Source organism: Streptomyces sp. NBC_00086, assembly GCF_026343255.1.
Lineage (GTDB): Bacteria > Actinomycetota > Actinomycetes > Streptomycetales > Streptomycetaceae > Streptomyces.
The window spans coordinates 5,495,926-5,515,125 of sequence record NZ_JAPELZ010000001.1 but is presented as its reverse complement, the minus strand read 5'-3'; the positions used below and the strand labels follow the sequence as shown (position 1 = coordinate 5,515,125).

Genomic DNA, 19,200 nt, shown 5'->3' with positions numbered 1-19,200 from the left:
CGGCCCGGGGCGCGGCCGTGCGCACCCCCACATGCTCCATCCTCCCACCAACGGGCCCCGGCTATCCGTCCCGTGGCGAAGAGACGGTGACGCTTTTGCGTCAGGGGGTGGTGAGGCCCAGGAGGGAGCGGACATAGGCGTACTTCCCGGACAGCCTGTCGCGGGTGGGGGCGTCGAGGACCGCGAGGCGGGCGGGGTCCGCGTTGTGGGCCAGGTCGGCCTCCTTGACCAGGAGGGCGCCGGGGGTGGCGAGGATGCGGGCCGTGTACGCCTCGACCGGTTCGCCGGGGCGTTTGGTGACGGCCAAGATCATGTCCTTGACGGACTGGGGCAGTTCGGCCGATTCCAGCCAGGCCGGGGTGAGGGCTTCGTCCTCGATCGCGTCGTGGAGCCAGGCCGCCGCCTGCTGTTCGGCGGTGCCGCCGCGGGCGCGGACGCCCTCGGCGACGGCGGCGAGGTGTTCCGCGTACGGCCTGCCGGCCTTGTCGGTCTGGCCCTCGTGCGCGGTGCGGGCGAGGGCCTCGACCTCGATGAGGGTGAGTGGGCTGTGCGTCATCCGAGCTCCTTCGCCGCCTTGTGGAGGGCCTGCGCGATTCGGCGTACGTCTGCTTGTGTGGTGCGCCAGTTGGAGAACGCGGCGCGCAGGGCCGGGGTTCCCGCGTAGGTCGTGGGGGTGACGAACACCTCCGGTCCGGCGGCTTCGCGCAGGGCTGTCAGGCGGGCCCGGGTGGGAGCGTCGGCGAGGGTGAAGCAGACGACGTTCAGGCGGACGGGGGCGAGGACCGTGAAGTGCGGGTCCTGTGTGAGGGATTCGCCGAGGGAGCGGGCGCAGGCGATGTCCCGTTCCACGATCTCGCGGTGGCCCTCGCGGCCGTAGGCGCGCAGCGTGAACCAGGCGGCGAGGGCGCGCAGCCGGTGGGAGTTCTCCGGGGTGAGGTGGACCAGGTCGGGTTCTTCTGAGAGCGGGCCGAGGTAGGTGGCGGCGTTCTGGAAGACGCGGGCCTGGAGATCGCGGCGGCGGGTGAACTGAACGGCACTGTCATAGGGGACGTTGAGCCATTTGTGCAGGTCGACGCAGATCGAGTCGGAGGCGTCGAGGCCGTCGGTGAGGTGGGCGTGGGCCGGCGAGAGCGCCGCGAACGCGCCGAAGGCGGCGTCCGTGTGCAGCCAGAAGTCGTGGCGTTCGCGGAGTGCGGCGATGGCGCGGAGGTCGTCGAAGTCCACAGTGTTGACGGTGCCGGCGTTGGCGACGACCACGGCGGGCCGGCCGGGCGTGTCGGCGAGGGCGCGGTCCAGGGCGGCCGGGTCGACGGCCTCGCGGCCGGGCAGGGTGGGGACGGGGACGAGGGAACTGCGGCCGAGGCCGAGGACGGAGAGCGCCTTCGCGATGGAGGAGTGCGGGGCTCCGGAGAGGACGCGGACCGGGCCGAGGGCGGCGGCGCCGTCCTCGGCCGGGGAGACGCCGAGGCGTTCGCCGAGCCATTCGCGGGCGATGGCGAGGCCGGTGGTGTTGGACATGGTGGCGCCGCTGACGAAGGTGCCGGTGTGGGCGGCGGAGAGGTGGAACAGCTCGCGGAGCCAGGTGATGGTTTCGCGTTCGAGGTCCTGACCTCCGCCGTCCAGGGCGGAGTTGGAGTTCTGGTCGTGGGCCGCGGTGAGCCAGTCGCCCGCGAGGGCGGCGGGGGTGGCGCCGCCGGTGACGAAGCCGAGGTAGCGGGGGCCGGCGGAGGCCGACAGGCGGGGTGCCCAGCGCTCCGCGAAGGCTGCGAGGGCGGCCTTGGTGCCGGTGCCGTGTTCGGGGAGCGGTGGGGTCGGGGTCGGCTGGGTCGGATGGGTCGGATGGGTCGGCTGGGTCGGCTGGGTCGGCTGGGTCGGCTGGGTCGGGTCCGCGGGGGCTCGTAGTGGTACGACGGGACGCGTGTCCAGCGTTGCGAGTGTCGCGGCGGCGGCGTCGCGGGTGGCGTCGAGGAGCTCGGGGAGGCGGGACAGGTCGGCGGCGAGGGTGCGGTCCATGGGGGCACGGTATGTGTCGCCTCGGGGCGGCGGGCGGGCCAATCCTGAGCGAGTGGTCGGGGGCGCGGGTGTGGCGCTGCGGGGTGGCGCCGCCTGGGGTGGGCCGCTGCCCTGGGTGTGCCGCCGTCTGGGGGGGCCGCTGCCCGGGGCCGTGCCGCCGTCTTGGCTGGGCCGCCGTCTGGGCTGTGCTGCTGCCCGGGGCCTTCCCGGAACCACGGTGGTGCCCCTCGGGCCGGAGCAGGTACGCGGCGTCGCTGCGCGTGGGGGCGGCCCTGCGGGGCGAAGTCCCCTACCCACCCTTCCACCGTTCCCAGGGCCGGCCCTGACCCGGTCCTCAAGCGCCGGACGGGCTGGGGAGGGGTGCCGGGCTGTGCCCGGACCCCTCTGGGGCTCCGCCCCAGACCCCGGTCCTCAAACGCCGGACGGCTGAAGGTGCCCAGACCCCGGGGGCAAACGCCGGACGGCTGGAAGGGCCCGGACCCCAGGGTGTAAACGCCGGACAGCTGGAAGGGCCCAGAACCCGGGGTCCGGACAACTGGAAGTGCCCAGACCCCGGGGGGCAAACCCCGGGCGGCTGGAAGGGCCCGGACTTCGGGGTGCAAACGCCGGGCCCGGGGCCTTGGGCTGCGGGCTGCTGGGATGACCGGGCACCGGTCATCCCAGCAGCCCGGCGGCGGGGAGGGCCGGACCCCGGCCCTCGAACGTCGGCGGGGCTGCGGCGAGAGGCACGTCGCGTCGGGACGGGTGTGGGATCTGAGGGGCCGGCGTTGGCGCTGGTCGGCGTGCGGGACATCAGGTTCGGCTGAGGCGCAGGGCGCGGCGGGCCGGGAGGGTCGTGGCCGCCAGGGTCAGGGCGATGGCGGCCGCCACGAAGGAGCCGTAGACGAGGGGCGGGACGTACGGGCCGGTGCCCGTCATCGCCTTCGTCAGGGGGGTCAGCGTGGCCAGGGCTATCGCCGAGCCGAGGCCGATGCCCGTGCCACTGACCAGGAGGGCTTCCCAGGAGAGCATCCGCAGGATCTGGCGGCGGGTGGAGCCGATCAGGCGGAGCATGTGGAGTTCGCGGCGGCGGTCCAGGACGGTCATGACCAGGGTGTTGGCGGCGGCGACGGCCGCGAAGCCGCCGAGGACGGCGGCCATGGTGGTGTTGGCCCAGGCGTTGAGCTGCCGGTCCACGCTCTGCTCGGAAGTCCAGGCGGCGGCCGACAGCACCGGGCCGAGGCCTTCGGGGGCCGGGCCGCGGAACAGGAGTTCCGTGGGGCGGCCGGCGGTGGTGTGGCCGGCCAGGTCGGCGGCGGGGAGGGTGACCTCGCCGAGGCCGAGGCCGCGGGTGTAGACGGCCACGATCTCGGGGGCGGCACGGGTTCCGTCGGGCAGGCGCAGGTCGACGCGGTCGCCGGTCCCGGTGTGGGTGGCCTCGGCCAGGGTGCGGTCGATGGCGACCGTGCCGGGGGCGAGCCGGGCGAGGTCCCCCGAACGGACGCCCAGGTCCTGGACCTTGGTCAGGTCCCCGGTGACGCCCTGCGCGGAGGCGGTGTGGAAGGTCCGGTCGCCGCCGGAGCCGACGACGGTGAGGACGGAGGTACGGGTGAGGGCGACGGCCCCGGCCGCGACCGCCCGGTCGACGGCCGCGCGGTCGACGGCCGTGCCGTGGACGGCCGTCCCGTCCGTGTCGCCGTGCGGGTCGGACCCGCCGAGGGACACGATGTGGTCGGCCAGCAGTCCGGCCTCCTGCTGCTGCCGTACGGCCCGGTCCTCGCTGGTGTGGAGGAAGACCAGGGTGGAGGAGAAGGCCATGGCGAGCACGATCGGGGTGATGGCGGACGCGAGACGGCGGGCGTGCGTACGGGAGTTGGCGGCGGCCAGCTCGCCGGGTGCGCCGCCCGCGCGCAGCGGGAGCCCGAAGACGGCGGTGCAGGCGCGGGCGATCAGGGGGCCGAGCAGGGCGACGGCGAGCATGAAGAGCATGACGACGCCGAGGGCGGCGTTGGCGGCGTCCGGGCCGCTGCTGGTGGCAGCCAGGGTCGCGCAGGCCGTTCCGCCGGCCAGGGCGGCGAGGCCGAGCGGGGTACGGATCCACCCGGGTCGCAGCCGTTCCACGGCGGCCGAGGCGAGGGCCAGGCCGGGCCGGATGCGGGCGGGACGGCGGGATGCGGCCCAGCCGGCGACCAGGGCGGCGGCCAGTGCGAGACCGACCGCGCTGACCAGGGGGATCCAGGAGACGACGAGGTCGATCCCGGCCGGAACGGCGCCCTTCGCCTTGAGCTGCCCGAACCACCAGGCCGCGAGCGCGATGCCGGGTAGGCAGCCCAGCGCGCCCGCGACCGGCGCGACGAGCAGGGCTTCGGTGGCGACCGTACGGCGGATCTGGCGCGGGGTGGCTCCGACGGCGCGCAGCAGGGCGAACTCGCGGGAGCGCTGCCCGACGGAGAGGGCGACGGTGCCGGCTGCGGTGAAGACGGCGACGAGCGTGGCGATCCCGCCGAAGGAGCCGCCGAGGCCGGTCAGGACCTCCTGGGCCCCCGCGAGCCGTGCGTCCAGGGCGCGGGCGTCACCGGTCAGTACCTGGGCGCGGCCGTCGACGGCGGCCCGGGCCCGCGCCGCGTCGGCCCCGAACAGCACGATGGCGTCGAGGGCGTCGGGGTGTCCCGACAGGGTGCGGGCCTCGGTGTCGGCGAACCAGGCTCCGGGCCGGTCCGCGCGCCCCACCACGCGGAACTCCCGCGGCCCGGCGGGGGTGTCGAGCGTGACCCGGTCGGGGCCGCCGGCCCCGCCCAGGACGACTTCGCCCGGGCCGGCCGGGGGGCTGCCCGCGCGGAGCTCCGCCGGGCTGAAGGCGGTGGAGCCCCAGCCGGAGGCGTCGAGCGTGCCGCCCGCTCCGTCCCGTACGGGGAACACCACGTCCGGCACCGCCCGCCCCAGCGGGGCCAGTCGCTCCAGCAGCGCGGCGTCCACCCTGGCCCGGTCCGGGAGCGGCGCGGAGACCTCGTAGGCGCCGTCGCCGCGGCCCATCCGCATGCGGGCCTGCTGATCGGCGGCGACGACGACGGGAGCTGCGGCGTACCGCGTCGGCGGGGTGTTCGCGCGGGCCCCGGTCTCCAGCAGGATCCCGCAGGCGGAGACGATGGCGACGGCCAGGAACAGGGCGACGAAGGTGCCGGCGAAGGCGGCGGGCCGGAACCGGAGCACGGCGCGGGCCAGGCCGTTGGCACGGGGGCGGAGCGACATCAGGCGGCTGCTCCTGCGTACCGGGGAGCGGTGGACGGGGCAGCAGGCGCGGCGGACACGGCGGACGCTCGCGCGGTCAGGGCCGTCATGCGGGAGGCGATCGTGGCGGCGGAGCTGCGCGGGAGCCGGTCGGTGATGAGGCCGTCGGCGAGGAAGAGCACCTGGTCGGCGTGGGCGGCGGCGGCCGGGTCGTGGGTGACCATGACGACGGTGGCGCCGAGGGTGTCCACGGCATCGCGGAGCAGGCCGAGGACCTCGGCGGCGGTGGTGGTGTCGAGGGCGCCGGTGGGCTCGTCGGCGAAGACCACGTCGGGGCGGGTGACCAGGGCGCGGGCGATGGCCACGCGCTGCTGCTGGCCGCCGGAGAGTTCGGCGGGGCGGCGGCGGCCCTTGCCTTCCAGGCCGACGCGGGCGAGCAGGTCTGCGGCGCGGGCCCGGCCCTGGGTGGCGGTGGGGCCGCGGCTGCCGGCCAGGCGCATGGGGAGCAGGACGTTCTGCTCGACGGTGAGGGAGGGGAGGAGGTTGAAGGCCTGGAAGACGAAGCCGAGGCGGCTGCGGCGGAGTTCGGTGAGCTGGTTCTCGTTCATGCCGGTGATCTCGGTGCCGCCCAGGCGGACGGAACCCTCGGTGGGGAGGTCCAGCCCGGCGGCGCACTGGAGGAAGGTGGACTTTCCGGAGCCGGAGGGGCCCATCACCGCGGTGAAGCTGCCGCGGGGGAGGCTGAGGTCGATGCCGCGCAGGGCGTGTACGGCGGTGGCGCCGCGGCCGTATTGGCGGCGGACGGAGCGGAGTTCGACGGCGGGGGCGGTGGCGCTGGCGCTGGCGTCGTGGGACGCCTCGGCCTGGCTGGCCTGGCCCGGGTGCCCGTGCTGCGTCTGCTGCGTCTGCTGGTCGGCCTGTCGCTTGCTGCGCCGGAGCCCCATGGTGTGCCGCCTTCCGTGCCGGTCGATCGCCCGGTGGTGATCGTGTCTCCGACGCTACGGAGGGGGCGGTGGGCGGGGCCATGACGGGAGCTGGCGGACCGGGGGTGGGGGTAACCCGAGCATCGGTCGGGGGGTGCGCTGCGGCGGCCGCGGCGAGGGTTGCCCTGCGGGGCGAAGTCCCCTACCCGCCCTTCCACCGTTCCCAGGGCTCCGCCCTGACCCGGTCCTCAAGCGCCGGACGGGCTGAAGTGCTCCTGGGGCTCCGCCCCAGACCCCGCGCCTCAAACGCCGGCGAGGCTGGATTTGGCCCGCGCTGGATTGGACGTGCGCGCAGTACAGCTCGCACAGCACCACTTGGGCAGCACGGCTTGCGCAGCACGGCTTGCACAGCACCTCTCGGGCAGCACGGCTTGCGCAACACGGCTTGCGCTGGATTGTCGGCGCAGCACGCAACGCAGCACGTCCTGGGCCGGCTTGCCGGAGGCCGCATCCAGCCTCGCCGGCGTTTGAGGCGCGGGGGTCCGGGGGCTGGCCCCCGGCGACGTCGCCGCACCCGGCAAGGGTCCGGGCGGAGCCCGGGGAACGGGCGAAGGGCGGGTAGGGGAACTCGCCCCGCAGGGCCAATCCAGCCGCACCCGCCCACCGGCCCCACGCCGCGACGGCAGCGGCGGCACCCCCGACCAGCCACCGCCGGACGGAGTCCGGCGCAGCGGGCCGAAGCCGGGGAGGCCCGCCAGGGCCGGACCGTGCGAGGGACGCGTAAGAAAGGTGCGCGGTGCGAGGGACGCGTTAAAAAGGGGCGCGGCGGATCAGGAGGAGGGCTCTGTCGTCGTTGACGTCCTTGGCCACCTTTTCGATGAGGTGCCAGGTCGCGCCCTCCCAGCCGGCGGCGACGTAGCGGTCGGCCTCGCCGGTGAGGCGGTCGATGCCCTCGCTGATGTCGCGCTCGGCCGTTTCGACCAGGCCGTCGGTGAAGAGCATCAGGACGTCGCCGGGGCGGAGGTTGCCCCGGGCGGGGGTGAAGTCCGCGCCGTCGTAGACGCCGAGGAGCGGGCCTTCGCCGGTCATCTCCTGCCAGCGGCCGGTGCCGGCGGAGAGCTGGAGGGCGGGCAGGTGGCCGGCGGAGAGGAGTTCGTAGTCGCCGGTCTCCAGGTCCAGGACGAGGTGGATGGAGGTGGCGAAGCCCTCGTCCCAGTCCTGGCGGAGCAGGTAGCCGTTGGCGGCGGGCAGGAAGCCGTGCGGGGGGAGCGCTCCGAGGAGGCCGCCGAAGGCGCCCGAGAGGAGGAGGGCGCGGGAGCCCGCCTCCATGCCCTTGCCGGAGACGTCGGTGAGGACGATCTCCAGGGTGCGGCCGCCGTTGGTGCGGGCGGCGACGACGAAGTCGCCGGAGAAGGACTGGCCGCCGGCCGGCCGCAGGGCCATCTCCCGGTGCCAGCCGCGCGGCAGGGCGGGCAGTTTGCTCTGGACCCGGATGCGTTCGCGCAGGTCGAAGAGCATGGTGCCGCCGCGCCGCCAGGGCACGCCCACGCGGCTGCGGAACTGGGCGATGACCAGGCCGAAGAAGCCGCAGGCGGCGACGACGAGGACAGTGCCGGGAGTGACCCGCGCCGGGCCCTGGGTGTACGGGCCGAGGACGAGGGCCTCGACGATGAGGGCGGCCGCGGAGGCCGCGTACAGGGCGAGAAGACTGGCGGGGCGCAGCAGCAGGCCCCCGGCCACGATCGGCAGGACGAGCGCGGCGGGCGAGAACCACACGGGCAGCATCAGCGTGCCGCAGGCGATGGCCGGGATGGTCAGGATCAGGCCGCCGAAGGCCAGCCAGTCGGAGGCGTCGCCGCGGAAGTAGTCGACGGCGGATTTGCGCAGCGCGGTGCGCGCCCGGTGCCACGTCATGCGGGTCCGGGCCAGGAGGGACTCCACGTGTGCTCCGGCCATTGCTTCGGGACCCTATCCATCCTGGCTGTGCGCGCGCAGGGGTACCCCCTGAGATGGGCCCATCGGCGACCCGAAAAGAGATCGACCGGGACGGATTGCCCTGATAGGGATGGCCGTATGCCTCTTGAGACGCGCGTATTGCTGGCTGATGAGTGGGATGTCTGGTACGACCAGCTGGAACTGGCGTTCGGTGGAGTGCCCGAATCCCCCGAGGAGCGGGAACTCTACCGGTCGCTGACGGAGACGGAGCGGTCCCTCGGAGTCTGGGACGACGGGACCTGCGTCGGCACGGCGGGGGCCTTCTCCTTCCGGCTCTCGGTGCCGGGCGGGGCGCTCGTGCCCGCCGCCGGGGTCACGATGGTGGGGGTCTCCCCCACGCACCGCAGGCGGGGCGTGCTGACCTCGCTGATGCGCCGCCAACTGGACGAGGTCCGGGCGGGTGGTGAGCCGATCGCCGTGCTGACGGCCTCGGATCCGGCGATCTACGGGCGCTTCGGCTACGGCACCGCCGCGTACTCGATGTCCGTGGAGATCGACAAGACCCGCGTACGGCTCTCCGTGCCGCCGGGGACCGACGACGTACGGCTGCGGCTGGTCGATCCGCGCAAGGCCCTGGCCGACTGCGAGCGGGTCTACGCGGCGCTGGTCGCGGGCCGTCCCGGGATGCCGGCCCGGCAGCCCGGCTGGGAGCTGCAGGCGCTGCTCGATCCGGAGGCGACGCGGCACGGCGGGTCGCCGCTGAAGTGCGTGGTCGCCGAGCGGGCGGACGGCGAGGTGGTCGGGTACGCCCGCTACCGGGTCAAGCCCGAGTGGGACCTGACCGGTTCGGACGGCCGGGTGGACGTGGCGGACCTCGACGCGCTCGATCCGGCGGCGTACGCGGCGCTGTGGCGGTACGTGTGCTCCATCGACCTGACCTGGACCGTACGGGCCGTCAAGCGGCCGGCGGACGATGCGCTGCTGCACCTGGTCACCGATGTCCGGCGGACGCAGGTGCGGCTGCGCGACGCGTTGCACGTACGGCTCGTGGACCTGCCGGCGGCGCTGGCCGCGCGGGCGTACGGGGCCGCGCCGGACGTGGTGCTGGAGGTGGAGGACGCCTTCTGCCCGTGGAACGCGGGGCGCTGGCGGCTGGCCGTCGGGGCGGACGGGGCCGCGGTCTGTACCCGGACGGATGACCCGGCCGACCTGGAGCTGTCGGTACGGGAGCTGGGCGCGGCGTACCTGGGCGGGGTCACCCTGAACTCGCTGGGCGCGGCCGGCCTGGTGCGCGAGGTGCGGCCGGGCGCGCTGGCCCGTACCTCCCGAGCCTTCGCGGGAGACGTGGCCCCGTGGCTGCCGCACGGCTTCTAGCGGGGGCGCCCCGGAAGGGGCGGCCCTAGGGCCTGTCGTCAAATTCCCGTCGTCGCCCGAAGGGCGGCCCCGCGGCGTCTGGTGCGTGCTCTCGTCGTGCCGGGCGGAAGTCCGAGTACTGGACGTACTCGGGCTTTCGCCCGGTGCGGCGAGAGCGCGTGCCAGACGCCGCGGGGCAGGCGGGAATTTGACGACAGGCCCTAGCGGCCCTGGCACCCCGGGCACCAGAAGAGGTTGCGGGCGGCGAGACCGGCGGTGCGGATCTCGCCGCCGCAGATGTGGCAGGGCATGTTGGCCCTGCGGTAGACGTACACCTCGCCGCCGTGGTCGTCCACCCTCGGCGGGCGGCCCATGGCCTCGGGCAGGTGCTCGTCGCGGACCGTGTCGATGCGGTTGTTGCGCACGCCCTCGCGCATGAGGAGGACGAGGTCGGCCCAGATCGCGTCCCATTCGCGGCGGGTGAGGTCCTTGCCCGGGCGGTAGGGGTCGATGCCGTGCCGGAAGAGGACCTCGGCGCGGTAGACGTTGCCGACGCCCGAGACGACCTTCTGGTCCATGAGCAGGGCGGCCACGGTGGTGCGGGAGCGGGAGATCCGGGCCCAGGCGCGGTCGGGGTCGTCGGTGGGGCGCAGCGGGTCCGGGCCGAGCCGGTCGTGTATCGCCTTCTTCTCGCCCTCGCCGATGAGCGCGCAGGCGGTGGGTCCGCGCAGGTCGGCGTAGTGGTCCTCGTTCAGCAGCCGGAGGCGGACCGTGTCGGTGGCCGGCGGGGCCGGGGCGGGGCCGAAGCCGAGCTTTCCGAAGAGGCCGAGGTGGATGTGGATCCAGGCGTCGCCGAGTTCGAGGAACAGGTGCTTGCCGTGCGCCTCGGCGGATTCCAGCTCGCGTCCGTCGAGGAGGGCCGCGCTCTCGGCGAACCGGCCCTGCGGGCTGCTCACGCGGACCGGGCGGGCGGCGAAGCGCTCGGTGTGGTCCTCGGCGAGGCGGTGGATCGTATGCCCCTCGGGCACGGCGGTACTCCTCGGAGAAGCGGGCGGAGACGCGGGCGGGGAAGCCGGCGGGGAAGCGGGCCGGGAAGCCGACCGGAAAGCGGGCCGGAAATGAAAAACCGGCCGCGCCGCCCCGGAGGGCGTCGCGGCCGGAAGCGGGATCAGCCCTGCGGGTGGTGGGCCGGGATCGGGGGGAGCTCGCCGGTGGTCTCGTAGGCGGAGAGCATGTCGATCCGGCGGGTGTGGCGCTCTTCGCCGGAGTACGGGGTCTTCAGGAAGGCGTCGATGAAGCTGACGACCTCGTCCTGGGTGTGCATCCGGCCGCCGATGGAGATGACGTTGGCGTTGTTGTGCTCGCGGCCGAGCTCGGCGGTCTGGACGCTCCACGCGAGGATGGCGCGGATGCCCTTGACCTTGTTCGCGGCGATCTGCTCGCCGTTGCCGGAGCCGCCGATCACGATGCCGAGGGAGTCGGCGTCCGCGGCGGTCCCTTCGGCTGCCCGCAGGCAGAACGGCGGGTAGTCGTCCACCGCGTCGTAGATGTGGGGCCCGCAGTCGACGGGCTCGTGGCCGTTGTTCTTGAGCCAGTCCACCAGGTGGTTCTTGAGCTCAAAGCCGGCATGGTCGGATCCGAGGTACACGCGCATGGTTCGAGTGTGGCACGCGCCGGCCCGGGGACCCGCCGCGGGGTGTCGCGTAAGTCACTTCTAAAGCTCAAGTAAACCCAAAGAACGCAGATGGGACACCGCGGGACCCAGGTCCTGGTCGTTCGTCCCGAAGCAACGATCCGGATTGGGGTCTTCCGCCCTGCGTTCATCTCAGGTTTGAATGCCGGGGCTCGCCACCCGAGAACCTAAGGATCCGTTCATGAGCTCCACGACGACCCTTCAGAAGGAAGGCTCCCCCACCGGCGATCCCGGTGAAGGCAAGCCCTCCGACGGCCTGAAGGCCGGTCTCAAGAACCGCCACCTGTCCATGATCGCCATCGGCGGCGTGATCGGCGCCGGGCTCTTCGTCGGTTCCGGCGGCGGTATCGCCAAGACCGGTCCCGCCATCCTGCTGTCCTACGCGCTGGTCGGCGCGATGGTCGTCTTCGTCATGCGGATGCTGGGCGAGATGGCCGCCGCCAGCCCGAACTCCGGCTCCTTCTCCGCGTACGCCGACCGGGCGCTCGGCCGCTGGGCCGGCTTCTCCATCGGCTGGCTGTACTGGTTCTTCTGGGTCGTCGTCCTGGCCGTGGAGGCCACCGCCGGCGCCGTCATCCTCGAAAGCTGGGTCCCGGCCGTCCCGCAGTGGGCCTGGGCGCTGATCGTGATGGCCGTGCTGACGGTCACCAACCTCGGCTCGGTCGCCTCGTACGGCGAGTTCGAGTTCTGGTTCGCCGGCATCAAGGTGGTCGCCATCGGCGGCTTCGTGATCATCGGCCTGCTGGCCGTCTTCGGCGTGCTGCCGGGCTCGGACAACCCGGGCGCGGGCTTCGCCCACCTCACCGACACGGGCGGCTTCATGCCGAACGGCTGGGGCTCAGTCCTCACCGGTGTGCTGATGGTCGTCTTCTCCTTCATGGGCAGCGAGATCGTCACGCTGGCCGCCGGCGAGTCCGAGGACCCGCGGCGCGCGGTCACCAAGGCCACCAACTCGGTGATCTGGCGCATCGGCGTCTTCTACTTGGGCTCGATCTTCATCGTGCTGACCCTGCTGCCGTGGAACGACGCCTCGATCGTGGAGAAGGGCTCGTACGTCGCGGCCCTGGACTCGATCGGCATCGCGCACGCCGGCCAGATCATGAACGTCATCGTCCTGACGGCCGTGCTGTCCTGCCTGAACTCCGGCCTGTACACCGCCTCCCGCATGGCCTTCTCGCTGGGCGAGCGCGGTGACGCCCCGAAGTCCTTCGCCAAGGTGAACAAGCGGGGCGTGCCGATGGCCGCCATCCTCGGCTCGGTCGTCTTCGGCTTCGCCGCCGTCTACTTCAACTACGCCTTCAAGGACACCGTCTTCAGCTTCCTGCTGAACGCCTCGGGCGCGATCGCGCTGTTCGTGTGGCTGGTCATCTGCCTGACCCAGCTGCGGATGCGCGGGATCCTCATGCGCGAGGCCCCGGAGAAGGTGACGGTGAAGATGTGGTTCTTCCCGTACCTGACCTGGGCCACCGCCGCGATGATCACCTTCGTCCTCGGCTACATGGTCTACGACAAGGACAACCGCGAGACCGTCCTGCTGTCGCTGCTGGTCGCGGCCGTGGTGATCGCGATCGGCGTGGCACGACAGCTGCGCCGCAAGGCCGCCCTGAAGGCCTCCGCGTAACAGCTCCGGAAACGACGGCAGCCCCGGACCGCGCAGTGCGGTCCGGGGCTGCCGTGTGGAGTACGAGCGCTCACGCGCGGCCGAGGAGCTTCCAGGCGGCCGGCAGCAGGCCCATCGCCAGCGCGGCCTTGAGCGCGTCGCCGATCAGGAAGGGCGTCAGCCCGCCCGCGACGGCCGCGCCGAGGGACATCCCGGTGGACAGCGCGAGGTAGGGGACACCGACGGCGTAGACGACCGCGGAGCCCAGCACCATCGCGCCCGCCGTACGCAGCACCGAGCGGTCGGCGCCGCGCCGCGCGAGGGCGCCGACGAGGGTGGAGGCCAGCAGCATGCCGAGGACGTACCCGAAGGTCGCGCCGCCCGCGCCGGAAGCGCCGCCCGCGAACCACGGCACGCCGGCCATGCCGACCAGGGTGTAGAGGGCCAGCGAGAGGAAGCCGCGGCCGGCGCCCAGCGCGGTGCCCACGAGCAGCGCGGCGAAGGTCTGCCCGGTGATCGGGGCGGCCAGGCCGTCGACGTGGACGGCGATCTGCGCGGCCAGGCCGGTGAGCGCGGCTCCGCCGGCCACGAGCGCGATATCGCGGACGCGGCTCGCGGGCAGCAGGTCGGCGAGGACGGCGCCGGGGCGGAAGGGAACGGAAGCGGTGCTCATCGGGGACTCCGCGGGAGGTGGGGTCGACAGGGACGATCACCGACGTTAGTTCCGGGTCCGGGGCCGCATCAGGGCTGCCCGGGACAAAGCCGTACTCCCCGGTTTGGTGGGGAGTACACAAAGACCCCACTCCGCGCCCCGGGTGCAGTGATCCGCATCACGGGCAATGAACGACAACACGTCCGTTTTGCGCGGATGGGTGCTCTCCGGAGAGACTGTAGGGTCCCTCCAACTGTCGCGGAGCCCCCACCGCCGCGAGGCCTTAGAGAGTACGAGCACCCTTCATGCGCGACCTCCCGTCCGCCCCTCCCGGCACCACGGACGAGCTCCCACCCGAGCCCCTGAGCCACAGCCTCAAACAGCGCCACCTGACCATGCTGGGCCTCGGCGGCGTGATCGGCGCCGGGCTGTTCGTCGGCTCCGGCGCCGGCATCACCATCGCCGGTCCCGCGATCATCTGCTCGTACCTGCTCGCGGGCATCCTCGCGATGCTGGTGATGCGGGCGCTCGGGGAGATGTCGGCGGCGATGCCCGCCTCCGGCTCCTTCTCGGTCTACGCGGAGAAGGCGCTCGGCCGCTGGGCCGGTTTCTCGGCCGGCTGGCTGTACTGGTTCCTGCTGGTCGTGGTGCTGGCCGTGGAGGCGACCGCCGCGGCGAAGATCGCGAACGGCTGGCTGCCCTCGGTGGACCAGTGGGTCTGGGTGCTCGTCTTCATGGTGGTCTTCACCGTGAGCAACCTGGCCGCCGTGCGGAACTTCGGCGAGTTCGAGTTCTGGTTCGCGGCGCTCAAGGTCGGCGCGATCGTGCTGTTCCTGGTCCTCGGCGCGCTGGCCGTCTTCGGCCTGCTGCCGGACACGGATCCGGTCGGGATGGCCAACCTGACCGGCCAGGGCGGCTTCTTCCCGAACGGCGCGAGCGGTGTGGTCGCCGGCATGCTGGCCGTCGTCTTCGCCTTCGGCGGCCTGGAGGTCGTCACCATCGCGGCCGCCGAGTCGGACGACCCCGCCCGGTCCGTGTCCCGCGCGGTGCGCAGCGCCGTGTGGCGCATCCTCTTCTTCTACGTCGGCTCGATGCTGGTCATCGTGACCCTGCTGCCGTGGGACTCGCTGACGCCGGGCCAGAGCCCGTACGTGGCCGTCCTCGACTCGATCGGCATCGCGCACGCCGGCCAGATCATGGACGTCGTGATCTTCGTGGCCCTGCTGTCGGCGCTCAACGCGAACCTGTACGGGTCCTCGCGCATGGTGTTCTCGCTGGCGGAGCGGGGCGAGGCGCCGAAGTCCCTGCTGAAGGTGTCGGGCGGCGGGGTGCCGCGCCGGGCGGTCTTCGCGTCGGTGGCCTTCGGGTTCGTCTCGGTGGTGCTGAACCTGCTGTGGCCGGACACGATCTTCCTCTACATGCTCAACGCGGTCGGCGCGGTGCTGATCTTCGTGTGGGCCCTGATCGCGGTCTCGCAGCTGAAGCTGCGCAGGAAGATCGAGCGGGACATGCCGGAGCGGCTGACGCTGCCGATGTGGCTGTTCCCGTACGCGACGTGGGCGGCGCTGATCGGGATGGCCACGGTGCTGGTCCTGATGCTGTTCGACGATTCGGCGCGGCCGCAGTTGCTGTGGTCCTCGGGTGCCGCGGCCGCGGTGCTGCTGGTGGCATGGGTCCGCGAGCTCCGGGCCGCGAAGGCCTGACCACCGGCCGGTCCCCCGCGAAGGCCCCCGCGCACCCCGCGCGGGGGCCTTCGCGCGTCAGGTGCGCGAGGCGTCAGGTGCCAGGTGCATCAGGCCCCAGAGGCATCAGGTGCGCAGGTACGAGGCCCCGTTGACGTCGAGGACGGCGCCCGAGCTCCAGCGCGCCGCGGGCGAGGCCAGGTGGAGCACGGCGGCGGCGATCTCCTGCGGGGTTCCCACCCGGCCGAAGGGGCTCTGCGCCCGGATCCGCTCGCCTTCCTCCCCCTCCAGCCGGCCGGCGACCCGCTCGGTGGCGACGAAACCGGGTGCGACGGCGGCCACCGCGATGCCGTGCGGGGCGAGGGAGACGGCGAGGGACTGGCCCAGCGCGTGCAGCGCGGCCTTGGTGGCGCCGTAGGCGGGGTGGTCGGGCTCGCCCCGGAAGGCACCGCGCGAGCCGATGTTGACGATGCGCCCCTCGCGGCCGCCGTCGATCATGTGGCGGGCCGCGCAGTAGGCCAGGTTGGCGGCGCCGAAGAGGTTGACCGCGGCAGTGTGCTGCCAGGCGGCCTGCCAGTCGGCGTACGAGGTGGTGGGCAGCGGATGCGCGACCATCACGGCGGCATTGTTCACGAGGACGTCGATCCCGCCGAGCGCCTTCTGGGCCTCGGCGGCGAGGGCTTCCACGCGCGCCGGGTCGGCGAGGTCGCCGGCGACGAGGACGTGCCCCTCGCCCGGCAGCTCCGCGAGGGTCCGCTCGGCGTCGGGCCCGCGGACCGTGCAGTGCACCGCGACCCGGTCGCCCTGCTCGGCGAACGCCGTGGCGATCGCCCGTCCGATGCCCCGCGAGGCTCCGGTGACGAGCACGCCCCGGCCCGTCGCGGCCAATTCCCTTATTCCGTGGTCCATTCGGCCCTCCGTCGTGCGCTCCGGTCCGATGCGCCAGCGTACGGGGATGATCACACCCGGTCATCCGCCTGTCCGGATAACGGACACATAAGGTCCGGGGAGCGGACACGGGCGAGACTGGGGCACTCCCTCCCGTCCCACCGCACACCGGACAGGCACCTCCCCATGAGCCAGAGCACCCTGACCCCGCCCGAGCAAGAGGCCGCGAACCGGCCCGAAGCCGGATCGCCCCTCGGCAACGGACTCAAGCAGCGCCACCTTTCGATGATCGCCCTCGGCGGGGTCATCGGCGCGGGTCTCTTCGTCGGCTCCGGCGCCGGCATCGCGGCGGCCGGGCCCTCGATCGTGCTCGCGTACGCCGCTTCCGGGCTGCTCGTGATGTTCGTGATGCGGATGCTCGGCGAGATGTCCGCCGCGAACCCCGCCTCCGGCTCCTTCTCGGTGCACGCGGAGCGGGCCATCGGCCCGTGGGCCGGTTTCACCGCCGGCTGGATGTTCTGGACCCTGCTGTGCGTGGGCGTGGCCATCGAGGCCATCGGCGCGGCGCACATCATGACGGGCTGGTTCCCGGGCACCCCCTCGTGGATGTGGGTGCTGGTCTTCATGGCGATGTTCTGCGGCTCCAACCTGGCCGCCGTCTCCCACTTCGGCGAGTTCGAGTTCTGGTTCGCCGCCCTGAAGATCGGCGCGATCGGCCTCTTCCTGGGCCTGGGCGTGCTGGCCGTCCTCGGCATGCTGCCCGGCACCGGCTCCCCCGGCACCGCCAACCTGCTGCACGACGGCGGCTTCCTGCCCAATGGCGTGGACGGGCTGCTGGTCGGCCTGCTCGCCTCCGTGGTCGCGTACGGCGGTCTGGAGACGGTGACCATCGCGGCCGCCGAGTCCGACAACCCGGTCCGGGGCGTCGCCAAGGCCGTGAAGACCACCATGTGGCGGATCGCGATCGTCTACGTCGGCTCGATGCTGGTCATCGTCACGCTGCTGCCGTGGAACGACCCGGCGGTCACCACCGAGGGCCCGTACGCGGCCACCCTGGACCACCTGGGCATCCCGCACGCCGGGCAGGTCATGAACGTGGTCATCCTGATCGCCCTGCTGTCCGCGATGAACGCGAACATCTACGGCTCCTCCCGCATGGCCTACTCCCTGGTCGCCCGCGGCCAGGGCCCCAAGGCACTGGGCAAGCTCTCCGGCCGGGTGCCGCGCCGGGCGGTGCTGGCCTCCTCCGGTTTCGGCTTCGTCACCGTGCTGCTGTCGTACTGGTACCCGGACACCCTCTTCGCCTGGCTGCTGAACATGGTCGGCGGGGTCATCCTCGTGGTCTGGGGCTTCATCGCCGTCTCGCAGTTCGTGCTGCGGCGCCGCACGGAGCGCGAGGCCCCCGAGAAGCTGGTCGTGAAGATGTGGGGCTTCCCGTATCTGACCTGGGTCGCGCTGGCCGGGCTCGTCGGGGTCCTGGTCCTGATGGCGATGGGCGACGACACCCGGATCCAGCTCGTCTTCACCGGCGGCCTGACCGTGGCCCTGGCCGCCACCGGCTACGTCATCCAGCGCCGGGCGGCGGCGCGCGAAGCCGCGTAACCCCGCCGTACAGCCGTCCCGAAGGCCGGGCTCATGCGATCGCATGGGCCCGGCCTTCGGCGTTGTGGAGGTCCGGTCAAGTGAGGTGACCCTTATGAGAACTGAGGAATAGATACTGCTAGCGTGCAGTTGCGCATTGATTGCAATAAGCAGTTGGCACGCCGAGGGGACCGGATACACGCATGGCCATTTACACGCTTCCTGAGCTTCCTTACGACTACGCGGCTCTCGAACCGGTGATCAACCCGCAGATCATCGAGCTGCACCACGACAAGCACCACGCGGCCTACGTCACGGGCGCCAACAACACGCTGGAGCAGCTGGCGGAGGCGCGCGACAAGGAGAACTGGGGTGCGCTGAACGGCCTGGAGAAGAACCTGGCCTTCCACCTCTCCGGCCACATCCTGCACAGCATCTACTGGCACAACATGGCCAGCCCGAAGACCGGCGAGGGCGGCGGCGAGCCCACCGCGGCCGACGGCCTGGGCGAGCTGGCCGACGCGATCACCGAATCCTTCGGCTCCTTCGCGAAGTTCAGGAAGCAGCTGACCTTCGCGTCCTCCGCGACCCAGGGCTCCGGCTGGGGCGTGCTCGCGTACGAGCCCGTCAGCGGCCGCCTGATCGTCGAGCAGATCTACGACCACCAGGGCAACGTCGGCGTGGCCAGCACCCCGGTCCTCGTGTTCGACGCCTGGGAGCACGCCTTCTACCTTCAGTACAAGAACCAGAAGGTGGACTTCATCGAGGCGATGTGGAACGTCGTCAACTGGCAGGACGTGGCCAAGCGCTACGCAGACGCCAAGGCGAACACCCCGCTGCTGATCCCCGTCAAGGGCTGATCAGCGCCACCCAGCCCGTCCGCCTCGTGATCGTCTTCTCAACCTTCACTCGCGGGCGTGTCCACCAGAAGGCCCCCGTGAGGACGTGACTCGCGGGGGCCTTCTGCGCTTCCCGCGCCGGCCGCCTGGTCGACCAGTCCGTCCACCTCCCCGACCACCGTGAACTCCCGCGCCAGCCCGGTCTCGTGGAGCCGGGCGAACGGGGTGAAGGGGACGCCGAACTCCGACTCGCCCCGGTCGAAGTTCCAGCTCTTGTGCACCTGGAACCGGTAGTCGCTCACCACGGAGCCGTCCTCGTGGACCCGTACCGTGCCGCTGATCCGGTACTGGGCCCCGCGCAGCGCCAGCCACCAGTCCGCGCTGCCTCCCTCGCGGGCGCGCCGGCTGATCAGCACCCCGCGCCAGCCGCTGTCCGCCGCGTACGCGCCGGGCTCGCCGAGCGCCCGCGCGTCCCGGCGCCACTCGGCCAGGCGCCGGTCCACGTCCTGCCGTACGGCGGGCACGGCGAGCAGGGCCCGCGCGTCGACCCGGTACGGGCGGCCCGTGCCGCGGAGGTAGTGGCGCAGGGTGCCGGCGGCCTGGTGGACCCCGAGGGCCGTCCACAGCGGGGGCACCACGACGCAAGCTGCCCGCAGCACCCGGTCTCGGGGGCGTGCGGGCAGGGCGGCGTGCGCGGCGTTGCCGTTCGGTATCGCGGGCTCCGCCCGGCCGCCGCTGCGGCCGAGCGGTTCCCCGCGCGTACTGTCGTGCGTCGAGCTGGTCCCCATAGGGGGACGTTAAGGGAGGAAGGGGACGCCCGCCTCCCGGGAGCCG

At 72.9% G+C, this 19,200-nt stretch carries 15 protein-coding genes; 5 read left to right on the top strand and 10 right to left on the bottom strand.

Translation table 11 applies throughout. The features are described 5' to 3' along the window. Positions 1-100: 100 nt before the first annotated feature. The 5 genes from OG276_RS24755 to OG276_RS24735 all read right to left on the bottom strand — a co-directional run bounded on the left by OG276_RS24755 (position 101) and on the right by OG276_RS24735 (position 8,099). A complete protein-coding gene (locus OG276_RS24755) occupies positions 101-556 on the bottom strand; it encodes an HD domain-containing protein (RefSeq protein WP_266908867.1) in 456 nt (151 codons plus the stop codon). Further along, on the bottom strand, positions 553-2,013 hold the full coding sequence (locus tag OG276_RS24750; RefSeq protein ID WP_266908866.1) for a pyridoxal-dependent decarboxylase: 1,461 nt from the start codon (positions 2,011-2,013) through the stop codon (positions 553-555). The genes OG276_RS24755 and OG276_RS24750 overlap by 4 nt, the downstream gene beginning before the upstream one ends. 792 nt (positions 2,014-2,805) lie before the next feature. Then, the gene (locus OG276_RS24745) at positions 2,806-5,241 is read right to left on the bottom strand and encodes an FtsX-like permease family protein (protein WP_266908864.1); all 2,436 of its coding nucleotides are present in this window, start codon (positions 5,239-5,241) and stop codon (positions 2,806-2,808) included. Beyond that, positions 5,241-6,164, bottom strand: a complete 924-nt coding sequence (locus tag OG276_RS24740) for an ABC transporter ATP-binding protein (RefSeq protein ID WP_266908862.1) — start codon at positions 6,162-6,164, stop codon at positions 5,241-5,243. Before OG276_RS24740 ends, OG276_RS24745 begins: the two co-directional genes overlap by 1 nt. Positions 6,165-6,953: 789 nt before the next feature. Continuing rightward, a complete protein-coding gene (locus tag OG276_RS24735; protein WP_266908860.1) occupies positions 6,954-8,099 on the bottom strand; it encodes a PP2C family protein-serine/threonine phosphatase in 1,146 nt (381 codons plus the stop codon). 117 nt (positions 8,100-8,216) lie between these two features. On the opposite strand from OG276_RS24735, the gene OG276_RS24730 reads away from it, so the two are divergent. Further along, positions 8,217-9,452 (top strand): GNAT family N-acetyltransferase, encoded by a 1,236-nt coding sequence (locus tag OG276_RS24730; protein ID WP_266908858.1) that lies wholly within the window; start codon positions 8,217-8,219, stop codon positions 9,450-9,452. A 200-nt stretch (positions 9,453-9,652) separates the two neighbouring features. On the opposite strand, the gene OG276_RS24725 is transcribed toward OG276_RS24730, so the two are convergent. Both OG276_RS24725 and OG276_RS24720 read right to left on the bottom strand, forming a co-directional pair. Further along, on the bottom strand, positions 9,653-10,459 hold the full coding sequence (locus tag OG276_RS24725; RefSeq protein WP_266908856.1) for an Fpg/Nei family DNA glycosylase: 807 nt from the start codon (positions 10,457-10,459) through the stop codon (positions 9,653-9,655). 140 nt (positions 10,460-10,599) lie between these two features. Beyond that, positions 10,600-11,085 carry a ribose-5-phosphate isomerase gene (locus OG276_RS24720; RefSeq protein WP_266908854.1) on the bottom strand — a complete coding sequence of 162 codons (486 nt, stop codon included), beginning with the start codon at positions 11,083-11,085 and terminating at the stop codon, positions 10,600-10,602. A 220-nt stretch (positions 11,086-11,305) separates the two neighbouring features. On the opposite strand from OG276_RS24720, the gene OG276_RS24715 reads away from it, so the two are divergent. Next, entirely contained in the window at positions 11,306-12,745 is a 1,440-nt protein-coding gene (locus OG276_RS24715; protein ID WP_266908852.1) for an amino acid permease, read from the top strand. 70 nt (positions 12,746-12,815) lie between these two features. Here OG276_RS24715 and OG276_RS24710 read toward each other — a convergent pair whose 3' ends face one another. After that, positions 12,816-13,397: a biotin transporter BioY gene (locus OG276_RS24710; protein WP_266908850.1), complete on the bottom strand. Its 582-nt coding sequence runs from the start codon at positions 13,395-13,397 to the stop codon at positions 12,816-12,818. Positions 13,398-13,681: 284 nt separating this feature from the next. Here OG276_RS24710 and OG276_RS24705 point away from each other — a divergent pair, with 284 nt between their 5' ends. Then, the gene (locus OG276_RS24705; RefSeq protein WP_266908848.1) at positions 13,682-15,079 is read left to right on the top strand and encodes an amino acid permease; all 1,398 of its coding nucleotides are present in this window, start codon (positions 13,682-13,684) and stop codon (positions 15,077-15,079) included. A 105-nt stretch (positions 15,080-15,184) separates the two neighbouring features. Here the strand turns inward: OG276_RS24705 and OG276_RS24700 are convergent, their stop codons facing one another. Next, positions 15,185-15,967, bottom strand: coding sequence for an SDR family NAD(P)-dependent oxidoreductase (locus tag OG276_RS24700; RefSeq protein ID WP_266908846.1), 783 nt, complete (start codon positions 15,965-15,967; stop codon positions 15,185-15,187). A 165-nt stretch (positions 15,968-16,132) separates the two neighbouring features. Between OG276_RS24700 and OG276_RS24695 the strand changes: the two genes are divergently transcribed. Next, positions 16,133-17,548, top strand: a complete 1,416-nt coding sequence (locus tag OG276_RS24695) for an amino acid permease (protein ID WP_266908844.1) — start codon at positions 16,133-16,135, stop codon at positions 17,546-17,548. A 182-nt stretch (positions 17,549-17,730) separates the two neighbouring features. Then, on the top strand, positions 17,731-18,387 hold the full coding sequence (locus tag OG276_RS24690; RefSeq protein WP_266908842.1) for a superoxide dismutase: 657 nt from the start codon (positions 17,731-17,733) through the stop codon (positions 18,385-18,387). Positions 18,388-18,425: 38 nt separating this feature from the next. Here the strand turns inward: OG276_RS24690 and OG276_RS24685 are convergent, their stop codons facing one another. Next, the gene (locus OG276_RS24685) at positions 18,426-19,154 is read right to left on the bottom strand and encodes a hypothetical protein (protein WP_266908840.1); all 729 of its coding nucleotides are present in this window, start codon (positions 19,152-19,154) and stop codon (positions 18,426-18,428) included. Positions 19,155-19,200: the final 46 nt, after the last annotated feature.